The organism is Bradyrhizobium sp. BR 1432 (assembly GCF_051547705.1).
GTDB classification, from domain to species: domain Bacteria; phylum Pseudomonadota; class Alphaproteobacteria; order Rhizobiales; family Xanthobacteraceae; genus Bradyrhizobium; species Bradyrhizobium zhanjiangense.
The window spans coordinates 5,759,185-5,775,813 of record NZ_JBPUGF010000003.1 but is presented as its reverse complement, the minus strand read 5'-3'; the positions used below and the strand labels follow the sequence as shown (position 1 = coordinate 5,775,813).

Below are 16,629 nucleotides of genomic sequence, written 5' to 3'. Positions count from 1 at the left end.
CGAGCCCTCGCCTCCCATCCCACCTCACCAGCGCCGCTGCCGCCGGCACCCGAAGCAGCACCTGACGCCAATCTCTGGTCATCCACGCCGATACAGGTGCAGATAGCTCGGCGAGAACAGGGCCGCGTCCTTGAGCGCGGCGAGATCGTTGATGGTGAGCGTCCGCTCGCGCAGCACGATCAGGCCGGACGCGCGCAGCTCCTGCACGGTTCGATTGAGATGAACCACGGACAGGCCGGTGGCATCGGCGAGATCCATCTGCGTCACCGGCATGATGCAGGAATTGCCCTCGATCATGCCGACAGGACGAAGCCGCTCGAAGATCTCGCAGAACAGATGCGCGACGCGCTCCAGCGCGACGCGGCGGCCGAGATTGATGGCCCATTCGCGCTGGATCGCGTTGTTGACGAGTGTCTCGCACCAGAATGCTTCCGCAAGCGACCGGTCGCCCGCGATCAGGCTCTCGAAACGCGCGCGCTTGATTTCAGCGTAGACCACCGGCGTCAGCGTCGCGATGGAATGGTCCATGACCGCGAGCAGATACGCATGCGCGTCGCAGCTCTCGCCCGGGAAGATGAAGTTGACGATCTGGCGTCTTCCGTCCTCGAGCGTCTTATAGCGGCAGAGCCAGCCCGACAGCACGACCCGGACGCTGTCGACGGGATCCCCTTCCGAGATCAGGTCCTCGCTGGAGCCGGCGCGCTGCAACCCTTCGAGCATCGCATAGTCAAGCGCGGCGCGTGCCTCTGCCGACAACGGCCTCAACGCGTTCAGCCGGCGAGCGGCCGGCTCCAACAGGCTGCGATCGGCGATCGACAAGGACATCAGTCAGCCAATGACGGCGTGTGGAAAGTGCGCTTGCTCAAGGGAATGATGATCGTGCATTGCAGCCCCCCGGGATTGAATGCCATCGTGGTCTGGCCCTTGAACTCGAAGGCCAGCGTGCGCTCGAGAAGCTCGGTGCCAAAACCTTTTCGCGGCGGCGGCACCACTTGCGGCCCACCCCGCTCCCGCCATTCGAACACCAGCCGCTTGGGTTCGGTGCTTTCATCGACGCGCCATGAGACCTCGATACGGCCTGTCGGCTGGCTCAACGCGCCATATTTCAGCGCATTCGTCGCAAGCTCGTGGAGCGCGAGCGCGAAAGTCTCCGCGGCCTTGGGCTGGAAGCGCACCTTGGGACCGGACACCCGCATCTGCTCGCCTTCGCGGGCGTTATAAGCGAGGAGCTCCTCCACCACGAGAAATTCGAGGTCGACGCCGCCTTCGGGATCGCGGGTCACCAGCGCCTGGGTGCGGGCGAAGGCGTTCAGCCGGCCGTCGAGATGCGAGGCGTAGTCCTCGACGGTGGAGCTCGACTCCGCCGAGCGACGGGCGATCGAGCGCACCACGCCGAGCGTGTTGCGGACGCGATGCTGAAGCTCGGCCAGCAGCAGGCGCTGCCGCTCCTCGGCCCGGGTGATCGCGGTGACGTCGATGAAGGTGATGACGACGCCTGCGATGAAATTGTCGATGCTGCGATAGGGCAGGATGCGGACGATGTAGCGTGTGCCGCTGTCGGGCGCGCTCAGCTCGCGCTCTACGCTCGCCAGCGTCCGCAGCACGCGGCGAATGTCGTCGTAGAGCTCCTCGATCGGGATGCGCGCCTTGATGTGGGCGATCGGGCGGCCCGTATCGGTCTCGACCAGATGCAGAACCTGCGTGATCGCCGGCGTGAAATTCATCACGCGCAAATCGTTGTCGAGGAATACGGTCGCAATCTGCGTGCTCTCGAGGAAATTCTTGAGGTCGCTGGTGGCGCGGGTCAACTCCTGAACGCGATGCGCCAGCTCGCCATTGACGGTGGTCAGTTCCTCGTTGACCGACTGCAATTCCTCGCGCGAGGTTTCGAGCTCCTCGTTCGCGGACTGAAGCTCCTCGTTGAGCGACTGGTATTCCTCGTTCGAGGACTTCAGCTCCTCGTTGGTGCTTTCGAGCTCCTCGATGGTCGCCTGCAGGCGCTCCCGCGTCGCGCGCAGCTCGCTTTCGAGCCTCTCAACATGCTCGGTGCGCACGAGGGCGTTGGGATTGCTCTGGTTGGTCTCGATCGCGCGGATGGGGCCGTCCTTGAACAGAACGACGAAATTACGGTGGCCGCCGCCGCCCTCCTGGATCGGCTCGACGGTGACGTCGACCAGGACACGGTGGCCGTTCACGCCGAGCTGCACTTGCTCGGCATGGGCAGGCTCGTTGGTCTCCGCCGCACGGCTCAGCGCGGTGCGGAGTTCCAGGCGGAGATCGCGGTGCACGAGCTGGAGCAGGTCGAGCGTGGCGGTGCCCGCCGTCGGCTCGATGTAGCGGCCGGTGCGACCGGAGAAGTGCAGGATCTGGAAATTGTCATCGGTGATGACGTAGGCCGGCGCATAGCGCTCCGCGATGCGCTGGGCGCGGCGCTCCAGGCCTACGTCGGGGCCGAAGGAGCGCACCGGCGGCACTTCGACCGGCGCCCTGCCCGCCGCGGTCGTGATCGGAAATTCCGGCGGCAGCCGCGTTCCGGTCTCCAGCTTCTTGAAGATGCGGGCGCGGCGATCGATCGGCGCAAACAGTTTCGGATGCCGCGTCACGTTCTCGGAATTGCCGAGGAAGAGAAAGCGGTCCGGCAGCAGCGCGAAATGAAAGAGCGGGATCACGCGGTTCTGCAATTCGGCATTGAGATAGATCGAGAAGGTTCCGGCAGGAGACGAGGTCGAGCTTGGAGAACGGCGCGTCCTTGATGACGTTGTGCTGCGAGAAGATGCACATCTCGCGCAGCTCCTTGACCACGCAATAGGTGTCGCCCTCGCGCACGAACCAGCGCGCCAGGCGCTCGCTGGTCATGTCGGCCTCGATGCTGGTGCGATAACGGCCGACGCGCGCGGCCGCCAGCGCGCGGCCGTCAATGTCGGTGGCGAAGATCTGCACCTGCGGCACCGAATCCATCCGCGCCATGTATTCGCGTAGGAGAATGCCGATCGAGTAAGCCTCCTCGCCGGTGGCGCAGCCGAGCACCCAGACCCGAACCTGCTGACCCGCGCCCTTGCCCTCGAATATCTTCGGAATGATCTGGGTCTCCAGCACCTCGAATTCGCGCTTGTCGCGGAAGAACTCAGTGACGCCGATCAGGAGGTCGTTGAAGAGGTGCTGCGCCTCATCCTTGTCGTTGCGCAGCAAATCGACATAGGCCGGAATACCGTCGATCTGGACCACCTGCATGCGGCGCTGCACGCGGCGCAGGAAGGTGTTCTGCTTGTAACCGTGGAAATCATTGCCGGTCTTGTTGCGCAGGATGTCGGCGATGCGCGACAGCGAGGTCGCGGCCGCGGCCAGCACCTCGTCGAAGCCCTGCTTCTCATCCAGGCGCCTCAGATGACGGGCGTAGACCTGGATGTGCTCGGGGATCTCCTCCGGCGGCAGTACATAGTCGGCAATCGCGGCAGGCGTGTTGCCGTCGAGCAGGTGCTCGGCCGTGTTCGGGCCCGCGGCTTTCTCTGCGATGGCGAGACCACCGTGGTCCTTCAACGTCGCGGCGCCGAGCGTGCCGTCTCCGCCGGTGCCGGCGAGGATGACGCCGATGGATTGCTCGGCACGTTCTTCGGCCAGCGACACCAGGAAGCTGTCGATCGTGGCGCGCTCGCCGGGCGCCTGCTCGGCTTTGCGGATCGCGAACCGATCGCCCTAAATCGTGGTGATCATCGCCAGCGGGCACAGATAGATCGTGCCGCCCTCGATCGCATGACCGTCACGGATGTCGGCAACCTTGGCGCCGTTGGATCCCTGCACGATCCGGCGCAGCCGTGGCTCGTCGAACGACTCGTGATGCTGAAGTGCCAGCACGATCGCCTGATCTGCGCCGATGATCAGCTTGCCAAAGAAGCGCTCGATGCTGTCCAGGGCGCCGGGTGAGGCGCCGACGCCGATGATCAGCGGGGCCTTGATCTGGCGCTCTCCATCGACTGGTCGGTCGCCGACTTCCTTCATGGCTCTGGTAGCTCTCTTTCGCTGACCGGGACCAATGGGCGCCCGGCTCCTGCAAATAGCAGAAATCGATATTACCCCAACAGATCAAAGGCAAAAATGTCCCGAAGCCCCTTTTCAATTCCTGGCCCGAGCGTTGTCAGCCCCGGCCGGAAGGTCCATACTCGGCGGGTAGCGCAGGAACGCGCGATGCAAATCTCCGAGGAACTCGCGACCCTGATCGGGCGCGCCGAGCGCGCCGCCGCGACCACACGCCGCCTGCTCGCCGAGAACGACCGCTGGCGCCGCCGCGTGGAGCGACAGCTCGACTACATGTTCGAGCTCAGTGCAGAATTCAGGAGACCGGCAATCAGCCACCCGCCGGCTAACCCGCCTCGACCTGCTGCCGGAGGTAAGTAACGCGCTGCTCGATCAAGACGCGGTGGCGCTCCCATTCGGCCAGGGTCTCCTTGAGCAGGTCAACCAGCCGTTCTGCCTGCCGCGTATCGTGGCCTTCCGCCATCAGCTCACGCACGCGATCTTCCTGATCGCGGATGCGCTGCGAGCCCTGCTCGATGTCCCGATCGGCCTTCACCAGCAGGCGCTGCTCGGTACGGAGCTGCTCGGTCCATTCGGCAAGGGAGTTGGCCATGGCAGAGCCCTCAAGCCTCCCGCTTATGAACCGGAGGATCGAGCGATTTTAGCACGACGCGCCGGATCATATCGGCATATTCGCGGTATTCGGCCGCCCTGGCTTCGTACATCTCGGCGACCGCAGGCCGGTCGCTGCGCCGGCCGTCGGCGGCCATGCGGTGCACCAGTTCCGCCCGTTCCTCGATGATGCGGAGCGCAACCCGCAAGGCTTCATCGACCCGCCCTTCCTGCTCCTTGGCGAGAACATCCGCGGTGAAGGCGTGACCAACCTGGCAGCGGAAACGCATTGGGCGACCTTCCTTGACCTCGGAAAGCACTCCCCCGCAGGCCGGGCATGTGAGGGCAACGGGATCGGCAACCGACACGAGATTGTCGCTGCCGATCCGCTCACCGGCCGCAATCTCGACCTCGAGCCTGATCTCGGGCGGGATCGGCAGCGGGACTCCGGCCTGCTCCTTGACCAACTCGGAGAGAACGTCGCCCATGGTTGCGCCGGGAACGCAGAGATCGATGGTGGTCGCCTCCATGGCGCGCCGCGGCATTTCATCGGAAATTGCGTCCATGGGGTCCTGCACCACCGTCATCCCGCCGCAGCGCTTGATGGCGTTGAGGCCGGCGGCGCCGTCCGACAAGAGGCCGCTCAGGAGCACGCCGATCACGCGCGGACCGTGATAGAGGGCGGCGGAGCGGAACAGGGCATCGATCGCCGGCCGCACCAGGTTCTCGCGCGGCCCCCGCCCAAGGAAAATGTGATCCCCGGACAGCAGCAGGTGGTGGTCGGGCGCGGCGAGATAAATCTGGCCGGGCTCGATCTTCATGCCGTTTTTGGCCTGCCGCACCGGAAGCGGGCCGGCATTGTTGGCGACCGTGGATAGGATCCCGATGCCCTGCGCAGGAATGTGCAGGACGACAAAGATCGCGGCCGGCAAGTCTGCCGGCAGGCGGCCCAGAATCTGCTTCAAGGGCTGGGTGGCGCCGGCCGAGCCCCCGATGACGATGATGTCGCGGTTGCTCATGGAACCCGCCTCGGATTGCGTCGTTTGGACCAAGGCGGTCCTCCGCCTTATGTTCCAATCGTATCGATGGGCTCCCGGGAGGGGATCATGTCAGTTTCGCCCGCGTCGTCTCTTGCAGGTACGCCGCTGACGGGGCGCCGCATTCTGGTGGTCGAGGACGAATATTTTCTCGCCGACGACATCGGCAATGCCCTGCGCAAGCTCGGCGCAGAGATTGCCGGTCCCGTCGGTCACATCGAGGATGCAGTCGCGATGCTGCACAATGGCGGCGTTCTGGATGCCGCGGTGCTCGACGTAAACATCCGGATCCAGATGATCTTTCCGATTGCCAGGGAGCTCAGGGCGCGCGATGTGCCCTTCGTGTTCACGACGGGGTACGAGAAAATCAGCATCGAGCCGGAATTCCAGGACGTGCCGCTCTGGGAGAAGCCGATCGATATCGTGGCCATGGCACGGAATCTGGCTGGGCTCGTCGGCGACCGGCGTGCATGACGCGCAGCGCGGCGCGTCTTCCTAACCACTCCTCGCAACAGAGAGCGACGTTCAATGATCTATGCACCTGATCCCGCCGTCGACAAGCAACTCCTGAGCCATTCGCAGGAGCTGGTGCGCGAGGCCCTGGCACTGCTGCGCAGCAGCGATCATCTCGTGAGCGCTCAGCGCCTGCGCGAGGAGCTGGAGCAAAAGCGCCGCAAGCCGCCCCGCCGGGACAGGCAGCATCCGGACAAGACCGCTGCCTCGGAAGATCGCAGCCGACAACGATCAGAACAAATGCGCGAAGGCGATCCAGGCGGTCACCGCCAGGCACAGGATAGCTCCGGCGTAAGGTAGCGCGACGCGCAAGACAGGACCCTTCCCGGCCGTTAGCCCATCATCATCCAGATGATCGCTCCCATCATCACCAGGAAACCCGTAATCGCGGTCGCGACAAAGGCTTGTTCAATGCGATCCATCGTCATCGCAGCCCCCTTTCCAGCCGGCATAGTCTGGCCGCTCCGGATGACCCGTGCATTAGGCTATGTGAATCGGCCGCCGCACTTCGTCGGAATGCCTGGCGAATCTACTCCCGCCAGAACTCCGCCAGCTCCTCCGCGGTGACGAGGTCGACCTGGCCGTGAAAGCGGGTGCGGTACATCGTCATGAGCGCGTCGTGCCCGACGTCGGACGAGCTGCACAGCGCGTCCTCGACGATGACGACCCTGAAGCCGAGATCGACGGCGCTCAGAACCGTCGACAGCACGCAGACATCCGTCTCGGCCCCGGTGATCACCACCGTGCCGACGTTCTTTCCGATCAGCAGGCTTGCAAGACCCGGATTGCTGAACGCGGAATAGGCCGGCTTGTCGATGACGGCAGCCGGCGGAACGAACCCGGCCAAGGCCGGCACGAGTTCGAGACCGGATGGCGGAAGATGTTTTCGCGTCGCCTGGTGCCAACGCTGGAAATAGCTCTGCCACTGGCCCGGACGGTCTTCCGGATCCTGCGGCGTGATGAAGCGCGTGAAGATCGTTCTGGCCGGATGGCGCGCCGCAATCGAGGCGATCGTCGGCAGGACGCGCTCCATCCAGGGTGTCGCCCAGAGCCCGCCAGGGGCGAAAATGTTCTGCATGTCGATGCAGAGGTGAACGCCATCCCTGATCTCGGCAATCTCCGACGCACTGTCCCTCATGTCCTCCACCATCAGGCGCTCGGCCACGCCGTCAGTCGGGCATCTTCGCGGCGAATTCAGCGACGGCAATGCACTCCCGTGAACAGGGCCGCACGGCGCCGCACTGATCAGCGCCAAGCCTTCTCGTTCTTCTGTTCGTAGTCCTTCAAAGCCTTCTCGAGGCCGCCACGCGCCTCCTCGAATTCACAGGCGAGGCCATGAAGGATTAGGACTGGCTGATCCGACCGATATCAATTATCGAAAGCCGATAAGTGTGCAGCCGGAATCGGATCAAACGTCCGTGACCAATCTGAATTCATCAACCGATGCCTCTACCGGAGTCCGATCCAGCGCCGGCTCGCCGCTGGAGGTCCTGCGGATCTTCCTGAAGCTCGGACTGACCTGCTTCGGCGGTCCGATCGCGCACATCGGCTACTTCCGCGACGAGTTCGTCGTACGACGGAAGTGGATCGACGAGCACGCCTACGCCGATCTGGTCGGGCTGTGCCAATTCCTGCCGGGCCCGGCCAGCAGCCAAGTCGGCTTCTCGATCGGCCTGATGCGGGCCGGATATCTCGGGGCGCTCGCCGCCTGGACCGGCTTCACGCTGCCTTCCGCCGCGGCGCTCATCCTGTTCGCCTACGGCGCCGGCGTGTTGAGCGGACCGCTTGGCGGCGGCCTGCTGCACGGATTGAAGTTGACGGCCGTCGCCATCGTGGCGCAGGCGGTCTGGGGCATGGCGCGCAACCTCTGTCCCGACCGCGAGCGCGCCTCGATCGCGGTGGTGGCGGCGCTCATCATCCTCTTCAGCACGTCGTCGGTCGCGCAGATCGGAGCGATCGTCCTCGGCGGGCTGATCGGACTGTGGCTGTGCCGCAGCGAGGCGCCGGCCCCGTCCGGACATGTCGAGATGCCAGTATCGCGGACCGTGGGCCTGATCACGCTCGGGATGTTCATCGTTCTGCTGGTGGGGCTTCCCGCGCTGCGCGGCCTAACGGGATCATCGGGCATCGCCCTGTTCGATGCCTTCTATCGTTCGGGCGCGCTCGTCTTCGGCGGCGGCCATGTCGTGCTCCCGCTGCTGCGCGAAGCATTCGTCGCGCCGGGCTGGTTGAGCGACGACGCATTCCTCGCCGGCTATGGTGCCGCCCAGGCCGTCCCCGGCCCGCTCTTCACCTTCGCGGGCTATCTGGGCACGGTGGTTTCTGCCGAGCCGCATGGGCTCGCGGGCGCGGCGCTCGGCCTCGTCGGCATCTTCCTGCCGGGGATGCTGGTGCTGCTCGGAGCCTTGCCATTCTGGGATTCGTTCCGCAAGCGCGCCGGCGCCCAGGCCATGATGCGGGGTGTCAACGCCGCGGTCGTCGGCGTCTTGGGGGCAGCACTCTACGATCCGGTCTGGACCGCGACCGTGCATTCGCCACGGGACTTCGGCATCGCGCTCGTCGGCTTTGTCCTGCTGGTCGCCTGGCGCGCTCCTCCGCTCATCGTCGTCGCGTTCAGCGCCGCTGCGGGTGCAGCGATGGCGCTGGTCTGATTGCTCTCCCTTCAAGCCCGTATCGAGCCAGGCCACGCGATGATTTGCCCTGACATCACAAGGCCGTTGCGCCCACTCTCCTTGGCGGCATAGAGCGCCTTATCCGCAGCCGCTATCAATGACGCGCAATCCGCCTTGTCGGTCAGCGCCACATGCGTTGCGCCGCCAATACTCACCGTGACTTGCTTGGACGGCGGGTTGAACGCGTGCAGGATGCCGAGTTCCTGGATCGCTTGCCGAATTTGCTCGCCGACCTGCTTGCACCCTCCTGCATCAGTATTCGGTAACAGCAAGGCGAATTCCTCACCACCATACCGGGCCGCCACGTCTGCCGGGCGTCTGGCCTGCTCCGCCAGGACCCTGGCGATTGAGCGAAGACACGCGTCGCCGGCCTGATGCCCGTACTGATCGTTGAAGCTCTTGAAATGATCGACGTCGATCAGCAACAGCGATAAAGGCGCTCCTTCGCGTCTGGCCCGATCCCATTCCGCCGCCAGCCGCTCGTCGAAGTGCCTGCGGTTTGCCAATGACGTCAGGCCATCCGAAATCGCGAGAGCCGACAGCTTATCCTCGAGATCCTTATGTTCGGTCATGTCGCGCGAGATCGCCACCACGCCGTTGATGTCCCCGCTCTGCGCGCTCCTGGTGACGCGCAGCGCAGTTTCGATCCAGACCTCGATCTTTTCGCGATGACGGGTGCGATATGCAATTCTCGCCTCTTCGGCCTCGCCGTTCATCAACGCGGAGATCGTTTGCTCAACCCGTGCCAGGTCCGCGGGATTTATCCCGGCGAGAGCTGACGTATTCACCAACTCGTTCGGAGCCCAGCCAAGAACCTGGGCGCTGGACGGCGACGCATAGAGGATCTGCCTATCGATCGCGATGCGCATCACCATATCGCCCGACTGCTCTGCAAGGAGGCGAAAATCCGCCTCCTTGGCGACCAGAGCTGCGGCCATCTTTTGCCGCTGGTGCAGCTGATGCACCAGCAAGAGTCCCGCAACCGCCAGCCCTCCTGCCAGTCCCAGCACTGCAGCCATGCGCCCCAGAGCGGCTCTGCGCCAGGGGGCCAAGACGTCGTCTTCGGATTCCGTGGCAACCACGAGAACAGGATAGCGACTGCTCCGTTGATAAAAGCTCAGACGCCGAACCCCGTCGAGAGGCGACGTGAAGTAGTAGGCGCCCGCAACCGGCCGCTCGCGGAGGCTCCTAAAAAGCGGGGCGCCAGACAGATCGCGGCCTGTGTATCCGTTGTCCGGGCTACGTGCGAGGACAATGCCGTCTGCGGCCGCCAACGCAACTGAACCATTCTGGCCAACATCGAACCCGCTATAAAACTGAAGAAAGTAGTCAACGTTGATTGTCGTGAGGGCGACGCCGGCAAAACTGCCGTCAGGATGATTGAAGCGTCTCGACGCGGTGATGATCCATTGCCCGCCTGATCGACTCCTCACCGGATGTCCAATGAAGGTTCCCCGGTCAGCCACGGCACGATGATGCTGGAAATAGTCGCGGTCGCTGTTGTTGAGGCTGGCGAAGTCAACGGACTCGCTGGTAGCGAGCCAGCGTCCGGTCTCGTCATAGATGAACACCGCCCGAATTCGATTCGCGGCCTTGCGCCGGGAAAGGAAGGTCTGAAATCTTGGCAATTGCCGCAGGGCCAGTTCCCTCCAGTTCGAGCTGGCCAACCAGCACGTTCAGAACGGTGTCCGTGAGCTCGAAGGTGTCGTCCGCGTGCTGCGTCAGCGATCGGGCCAGATTGGCCATGTCGGTCTCGGAGCTCTTCAACGTCGCCTGCCGAGAGGACCACTCCCGCCAGCCGCTGACTGCGACAATCGCCACGCAGGCGACCGCCACAAATACGGATGCCCAGAACGTCAAACGCCCTTGGCGAAAATCGCTGCGATGATCGGACAAGAGATGTTTCCTCTACCCTGAGACCCCAGGACGATTCGGGCTATGACAGGCTTGCCCATTTCCGGTTGAGGTTTGTGGCAGAACATGGAAGTTGGCTGACCGCATCGAGAGCCGGTTTGTGCGATCGACAGCTCGCGGAGGTCGATGAGCACAGGGATCAACAACATCAGCTCAGCCGATGGCTTGGAGTACCGAGCCGCCGACCCGGCTAAGGAAAGGTTCTGGTGAAACTCGTCGGATGCAGGCTTCGAGCTCCGGCGAGATGTGCCAAATCGCCGATCCGCGGTTGAGGCCGGATGACCAGGCTCTCGGCCGGCAGACGCTCAGCCGGCGAAGGCGCCGCGGGTTTCGCGCCACTTGTCTCAAGCTGAGGCAACGGCGCGGCCATTGACCAGATGCTCTTGAGCATCGTCCTGTTCACCGACCATGCGATAACACTGTTCTCCTTCAAGCGGGCGACGGTAAAGAGCTTGCGGATCAACAGGTCTCGTTCGAGCGACTGCGGCAATTTGAACTGCACCCCAACGAGCTGACCCCTTTGCTGCGCGATCATCGCGTCGACCCAGCCCACCTGCATGATGTGTACGCGCAGCGGTTCTCCGCTACGAGGACAGTCGATGCCGGAATCGAGCAGGACGCCGGCGCCGGAAAGAGAGATGTTGCTCATGCGCCCGGAAAGCAGCTCACCGGTCTCAGTATGGATCAAGACTGATTCGTCGACATCGAAGCGTTCCTCGGAACGCCCCATCCGCGCCTGTAGCGAGGTCATGCAGACGAAGAACAGCACGACGATGTTCACGACCGACCAGAAGGCGACCATCGGCAAAGCGGCCGGATGATCGATGATCCGCCATTCCGGGATGGTGTTCAGAACGAGGCCGACAACCGTCAACGCCATCAGGGCCGCCGACGGCCAGAATATCTCCGCGGCATAGCTTGCGCACCGCGCGGCGGCTCCCTTGGGCGTCACCCTGAACGCATGCCCCTTCGGCCTGACGAGAGTGCCGAGCACCGTCGGTAAAATCTTGAAGCTCTGGATGGTCGCCGACACCTGAGCAGCGAGTGGAAAATGCGCGTGCGGCGCGAACCAGGAGATACCGCCGTTGAGCGCCAGGATCGCCGGGAACAAGTAATAGAAGACCGACTCAGGGGTGACGTCGACCACAGGCGCGAGGCCGGTCCACATGAACACGATCGGAACCAGCACGACCATGAGCGCCCGCAAGCCCAGTGAGAGCCAATGCGTCGGAAAGAAGAGGAGCCGATGCATCAAGCTCAGCCCGGGGCCGAGCGGGCCGGCGGCGAGATACAGGGTCTGAATCGCACCACGCGCCCAGCGTTGCCGTTGCACAAAAAAGGCGCCAAGGCTTTCCGGTGCCAATCCAATTGCCAGCGGTTCGCAAAGATAACGGGTGACGTATCCTTTGCGCAGCAGGACCAGCGTCAGCAGGATGTCTTCCGTAATGGACTGGGTCGGCAAGGAATCGCCTACCGCGCGGAGTGCTGCACGACGCGTGACGGAGTTGGATCCACAACAAAACGCACCATCCCAGCCGTCGCGCGCGGGCATGATGGAATCGAAGAAGAACCGTTGTTCGTCCGGCAGTCCCCTGTGCAGGCCGAGATTCGCCTGCATCGGGTCCTCATTGTAGAAGGCGTGCGGGATCTGAACGATTCCGATCTTTGGATCGGCGAAGAAGCCTATTGTGCGCATCAGGAAATTGCGCTGCGGCACGAAGTCCGCGTCGAAGATCGCGAAGAACTCGCCATGCGTCATCGTCAGCGCATGATTGATATTGCCAGCTTTCGCATTCACATTGTCGGAACGAGTGAGATACCCGGCACCCTTGCGCTCGCAGAGTTCCTTGAGCCAGGGCCTGCGACCATCATCCAGGACCCAGACCTGGAAGTTTGGATAGTCCAGACATAGTGCGCCCGTGATCGTCTTTTCCAGCACCTCGAACGGCTCGTCATAGGTCGGAATGAAGACGTCGACCGAGGCCAGCTCATCCTCCGGCAGGCCGCGAAGCCGACGTTCGTGCTGATCTGCCTCGCTGCGGCGATCGGTCCTGCGAAGGAAGGTCAGATAGAGAATGAACTGATCCGTGAAAGTCAGGAGCTCAACGAAGAGACAGAGCCAGATCCAGCCGACCTGATACCAGGTCCCGCTTGCCGGCAGCACTGTGGTGAAGATCCGCCATTCGAGATAGCGGGCAACGACAAGCCAAACCGCGATGAAAATCGCGACACGCGCCCAAAGGCGCGCGACTGCAAAGGTCGGCGCCAACAGGTACATCGCCGCAAAGACGCCCAGCATCGGCGCGAACAGCTGAGCGAAAGACAAAGTCATGACCTGCACGGAATTTCTCGCTCACAGGGACGACTGGTCGAGGTCCAACCGAGCGGTCAGCCATTTCAGCTTCGAGCTGACCAATCGAAGCAGGCCGTCGGAGCTGCGCTCGAAGCGCACTTCGGCCAGCCGTCCGATGTCGCAGGAGCCGTTGTGGTCGGCCGCCGTCTCGTTAGGCGGCAACGAGATCTCAACAGTAATGTTGCCCGGATCAGGTCGCGGCACCCGAGCCGCGAGCAGTCGATCATCGGCGTACGCCGCCGAGCCGCGAACTTGCCGGATCTGGCCGGTCTTCCACTCTCGAACTCCCGATCAGGCGGACAGTCGCCGCATCTCCAGGCTTGATCTTCTCGAAATCGCGCTCTGGCAGTTCAACAACGATAAATCGGCGTTCGCAATCTGCAAAATCAAAGACCGATTGCCCTTCCGTGACCATCGAGCCCGGGCTGGCCGCGACCGACCAGACCACATGGGCTGCAGGCAACGACAGATCGTAGTGTTGAAGGCGATCAAGTCGAGCGCGCTCCTCTGCAATTTCCGCGGCCAGCTGCGCGGAACGTGAGCTGTTTTGCAACAGGTCCGTCTCGAGCTCCTGGCGACGGAGAACAAGCCGCTCGCGCTGTTGCTGAGAATAGGGCACGTCATTGGCATCGCCACGAAGATAGATGCCCTTCTCGGCCGCCGCCAACTCGGTCTTGAAGCGCTGCAGGCGTTCATCGGCCATCTGGCACCGCGTTGCGGTTGCCTCCTGGGAAGCCTGGGCCTCGGAAGAACGGATCTGTGAACTGATGCCGAGCTTGACGAGCTTCTCCATCCGGCCCGCGACATCGTTCCGCTGCCGCGCCTCGGCGAGACAGCCACCTCTTTCAGCCTCCGTTTCTCCGATCTCGTGGCTGAGGCGTGCGACCGCTCCCAAACGATAGTCCTCGCTGCGCTCGCGGAGCTTGCGATCGAGCTCGGCGATCTCCTCGAGTTGCCGACCTGCGAGCTCTGCGCGCTTGCTAGACACGGCAAGCTGCTGATCGAGGTCCATGAGGTGCCGGCGATCCGGCGAACGCGCCTCGACCAGCGACACCACCCGGTTGCGCTGGAAATATTCACCTTTGCGTGGAAGATCAGGCGCGAGCTGACCCGCGATCGGTGCAGTCACGCGCATGAGCTCGGCGTTGACAAAGGCGGACGGAGCAATTCTGTAGGTCACATACGGCAACAGGGCCCATCCGCTCAGAGTGATGATGCCGAGCGCCAGGGATCGTCGGACAGTTCGGCTACGAATGAAGCGTTCGACATGCAAGCGGACCACGACTGGATCTCCAATGGGCTTTGGTCGCTGCGCCTGCCTCAGCAAAGGCAGGCCAATCGACGCGGCCCGCCCAGCATTGTCATGAAGTCTGCGTGTGAGGCACTGAGCATTCCGGCAGCATTGCTGCTAGCCGAAATCAGCTTCATCGCAATCGCAAACTCGTCTTCGCAACCAAGAGAAGTGTATCTAGCTTTCACCACACCAGGTTAATTTGTGTCAAAACCGGAAGACTACGGCCCGAACCGAAATCAAGATGCGGCTTGAAGTCGGCGTGCCATTGGCGGCGAGCTCGTTCGCTTGAACGCGCGAAGCTGTCTTGCCTAGAGGGGCAAAAGATTAGGTGCAGTTCGGGCCTACAGGTGCTTTTCAAGCCGGGTGCCAGCGCGCCGTAATTCCCCGTTCACGCCAGCCTACCCTGACAAGGCCATCGCCAACCGTTCACCTACAGCGGGCAGCTCGTTGCTTCGCGTTCAATGGAAACCTGCGGATGTAGGGCAGCAGCAGCAGCGCGATCCGCCCACGCTCACGACTTTCAAGCGCTCAGAACCAGTGGGATGACGGTGCGGTATTTTCCGGCGGAAGATGCGACTGGTGGTTCGGGGGCCAACTCAACAGACACCTGACCAAGCCCATGCTCGTTCAATAGCTTGGTCAATTCGGAATGCACCGCCCGCCAAACCCGGTTTGGGTCAGCGTCGGCTGCGGGATGGAGCCGAACGCGCAATTGTGTTGGCGCAGTCTGCACGATCTGAAGCAACTCCACGCCGGGTACATGATCTATCTCAAGCGCGAGCGATGGCGCTGTGACTTTCTCGCCGCGTTCGGTTGGAAACGTGAGGATATCGGCAGCGCGGCCCCGCACGCGGATCGCCGGAAGCGGGTTGCCGCAAGGACAGGGATCAGGTCGTTGCAGGATCCGGTCGCCGAGATCGTAGCGGAGGATCGGCTGCACGCGATTGGCGAGGTTACTCACGAGGACCGTATGCGACTCCTCACCGGGCGGCACCGGCCGATAGCTCGCATCGACGGGTTCGAGGATCGCCCAATCGCTGTTGACGTGATGCCAACCGTGTTCACAGCCGATCGCCATGAACAGGCATTCCGTCGCGACGTAAATAGTCCGGACCTTGGCGTGGAATGCCCTTGCGATCCGGTCGTATCCGTCCGACGAAAGCCCTTCCGAAGTCGGAAGAACCAGCGCCGGCCGAATATGCAGGCGACCGGCATCCTGCTCGGCGGCCAAGAGTGCCATGACGCTGGCGTATCCGATGAGCAGAGCCGGGCAGAGCCGATTGAGTTCGGCGACCAGATTCTGCAACGGCGCCTGTGCCGGGAGCGCCCGGAATCGTCGGGCCGGCCATTTTGTGCGGATCGCAGCAAAGCTGGTTGCGCCGATGTAATGGCCCCCCATCGCCAGCACCGACGCCGCGCCACCGCCGCGAACGAGGAGACGAAACATGTCGCTGGCGCCAAGCGCGCCGATCATCATGCGCAGCGAAAAAGCGAGTGTGACCGTCCAATTGTGCTTGTCCAACAGGAATATTCCAGGTGTCCCGGTAGTGCCCGAGGTGGTTGCCACCGAATATTTGCCAAGGAGGCGTTGCCCGATCAGCTCAGGGTTATCGACGAACGCTCGCACTGCCGCGAAACTAACCTCGCGGTCGGTGACCCAGTCGTCAAAATAACGCATCAGCTCTTGCTTATTGGTCACCGGCAGCACAGACGAACTCTCAATCCGCTCCGGTAGACCCTGATAGAGCTCGCGATAATAAGGCGAGTTGGCGCGAGCGAAGGCGACGGCCTCGCCGAGCCGCGCGCGTTGTCGCTGCGCGATAGCGTTGAGACCCTGCCTCCTTGCGCGGTGCGCATCGAGCAATACCGATGAGATGCTTTCGCTCATGATAAGCTCACATTGGCATGGTGCACGCGGCTCAAGCGCCATCGCGTCGCACCACCGCGCAAGAGGCTCGCGAAGGGTTACAGGATCATCAGACGAAAATGGCCTATCAACCGACCGCGCCCGAGTCGCGGACGCAAGCGCTTGCGCCGCGTGGGGCGCGGAGGTTGATGCTCGCTTTCTCTGGCCGCAAGGACGCTGGCACTGTTGGCGCTGGCCCCGTCGGGCACTGGCACTGTCGGCCTGCTCCTGTAGCGCTCGTGGTGCGAGAGACCGTCTCGATCAACCCACCCTTGATGTAGACCCGCGCAGACAGCGGACCCAACTCACGACTAGGT

General features: G+C 63.1%; 12 protein-coding genes and 2 pseudogenes. 4 read left to right on the top strand and 10 right to left on the bottom strand.

Annotated features, from left to right (window positions below):
* Positions 1 to 78 precede the first annotated feature (78 nt).
* Both ACSKB8_RS27895 and ACSKB8_RS27890 read right to left on the bottom strand, forming a co-directional pair.
* Complete coding sequence (locus ACSKB8_RS27895) at positions 79 to 825, bottom strand: Crp/Fnr family transcriptional regulator (protein WP_438107715.1); 747 nt, start codon at positions 823 to 825, stop codon at positions 79 to 81.
* Positions 825 to 3,996, bottom strand: a pseudogene (locus tag ACSKB8_RS27890) (CheR family methyltransferase). The gene ACSKB8_RS27895 and the pseudogene ACSKB8_RS27890 overlap by 1 nt, the downstream one beginning before the upstream one ends.
* Before the next feature lie 186 nt (positions 3,997 to 4,182).
* Here ACSKB8_RS27890 and ACSKB8_RS27885 point away from each other — a divergent pair.
* Positions 4,183 to 4,392, top strand: a complete 210-nt coding sequence (locus ACSKB8_RS27885) for a hypothetical protein (protein ID WP_370985798.1) — start codon at positions 4,183 to 4,185, stop codon at positions 4,390 to 4,392.
* On the opposite strand, the gene ACSKB8_RS27880 is transcribed toward ACSKB8_RS27885, so the two are convergent.
* Positions 4,358 to 4,624: a hypothetical protein gene (locus ACSKB8_RS27880; protein WP_438107714.1), complete on the bottom strand. Its 267-nt coding sequence runs from the start codon at positions 4,622 to 4,624 to the stop codon at positions 4,358 to 4,360. The genes ACSKB8_RS27885 and ACSKB8_RS27880 overlap by 35 nt on opposite strands.
* 10 nt (positions 4,625 to 4,634) lie before the next feature.
* Complete coding sequence (locus ACSKB8_RS27875; protein ID WP_438107713.1) at positions 4,635 to 5,642, bottom strand: chemotaxis protein CheB; 1,008 nt, start codon at positions 5,640 to 5,642, stop codon at positions 4,635 to 4,637.
* Between the two features lie 87 nt (positions 5,643 to 5,729).
* Between ACSKB8_RS27875 and ACSKB8_RS27870 the strand changes: the two genes are divergently transcribed.
* A complete protein-coding gene (locus ACSKB8_RS27870; RefSeq protein ID WP_438107712.1) occupies positions 5,730 to 6,134 on the top strand; it encodes a response regulator in 405 nt (134 codons plus the stop codon).
* A 54-nt stretch (positions 6,135 to 6,188) separates the two neighbouring features.
* Positions 6,189 to 6,473, top strand: coding sequence for a hypothetical protein (locus ACSKB8_RS27865; protein WP_438107711.1), 285 nt, complete (start codon positions 6,189 to 6,191; stop codon positions 6,471 to 6,473).
* A 229-nt stretch (positions 6,474 to 6,702) separates the two neighbouring features.
* Here ACSKB8_RS27865 and ACSKB8_RS27860 read toward each other — a convergent pair whose 3' ends face one another.
* On the bottom strand, positions 6,703 to 7,311 hold the full coding sequence (locus ACSKB8_RS27860; RefSeq protein ID WP_438110700.1) for a cysteine hydrolase family protein: 609 nt from the start codon (positions 7,309 to 7,311) through the stop codon (positions 6,703 to 6,705).
* Between the two features lie 280 nt (positions 7,312 to 7,591).
* Between ACSKB8_RS27860 and chrA the strand changes: the two genes are divergently transcribed.
* Complete coding sequence (chrA, locus tag ACSKB8_RS27855; protein WP_438107710.1) at positions 7,592 to 8,824, top strand: chromate efflux transporter; 1,233 nt, start codon at positions 7,592 to 7,594, stop codon at positions 8,822 to 8,824.
* 11 nt (positions 8,825 to 8,835) lie between these two features.
* Here the strand turns inward: chrA and ACSKB8_RS27850 are convergent.
* The 5 genes and pseudogenes from ACSKB8_RS27850 to ACSKB8_RS27830 all read right to left on the bottom strand — a co-directional run bounded on the left by ACSKB8_RS27850 (position 8,836) and on the right by ACSKB8_RS27830 (position 16,294).
* Positions 8,836 to 10,741, bottom strand: a pseudogene (locus ACSKB8_RS27850) (sensor domain-containing diguanylate cyclase).
* 208 nt (positions 10,742 to 10,949) lie between these two features.
* On the bottom strand, positions 10,950 to 12,698 hold the full coding sequence (locus ACSKB8_RS27845; RefSeq protein WP_438107709.1) for a glycosyltransferase family 2 protein: 1,749 nt from the start codon (positions 12,696 to 12,698) through the stop codon (positions 10,950 to 10,952).
* Between the two features lie 414 nt (positions 12,699 to 13,112).
* Positions 13,113 to 13,274, bottom strand: a complete 162-nt coding sequence (locus ACSKB8_RS27840) for a hypothetical protein (RefSeq protein WP_438107708.1) — start codon at positions 13,272 to 13,274, stop codon at positions 13,113 to 13,115.
* Positions 13,275 to 13,335: 61 nt separating this feature from the next.
* Entirely contained in the window at positions 13,336 to 14,166 is an 831-nt protein-coding gene (locus ACSKB8_RS27835; protein ID WP_438107707.1) for an HlyD family efflux transporter periplasmic adaptor subunit, read from the bottom strand.
* A 760-nt stretch (positions 14,167 to 14,926) separates the two neighbouring features.
* Positions 14,927 to 16,294, bottom strand: coding sequence for a phenylacetate--CoA ligase family protein (locus ACSKB8_RS27830; protein ID WP_438107706.1), 1,368 nt, complete (start codon positions 16,292 to 16,294; stop codon positions 14,927 to 14,929).
* Positions 16,295 to 16,629 lie beyond the last annotated feature (335 nt).

Coding starts and splice junctions, on each gene's coding strand:
- ACSKB8_RS27895 (WP_438107715.1), bottom strand. CDS start 825: ATGTCCTTGTCGATCGCCGATCGCAGCCTGTTGGAGCCGGCCGCTCGC.
- ACSKB8_RS27885 (WP_370985798.1), top strand. CDS start 4,183: ATGCAAATCTCCGAGGAACTCGCGACCCTGATCGGGCGCGCCGAGCGC.
- ACSKB8_RS27880 (WP_438107714.1), bottom strand. CDS start 4,624: ATGGCCAACTCCCTTGCCGAATGGACCGAGCAGCTCCGTACCGAGCAG.
- ACSKB8_RS27875 (WP_438107713.1), bottom strand. CDS start 5,642: ATGAGCAACCGCGACATCATCGTCATCGGGGGCTCGGCCGGCGCCACC.
- ACSKB8_RS27870 (WP_438107712.1), top strand. CDS start 5,730: ATGTCAGTTTCGCCCGCGTCGTCTCTTGCAGGTACGCCGCTGACGGGG.
- ACSKB8_RS27865 (WP_438107711.1), top strand. CDS start 6,189: ATGATCTATGCACCTGATCCCGCCGTCGACAAGCAACTCCTGAGCCAT.
- ACSKB8_RS27860 (WP_438110700.1), bottom strand. CDS start 7,311: ATGAGGGACAGTGCGTCGGAGATTGCCGAGATCAGGGATGGCGTTCAC.
- ACSKB8_RS27830 (WP_438107706.1), bottom strand. CDS start 16,294: ATGAGCGAAAGCATCTCATCGGTATTGCTCGATGCGCACCGCGCAAGG.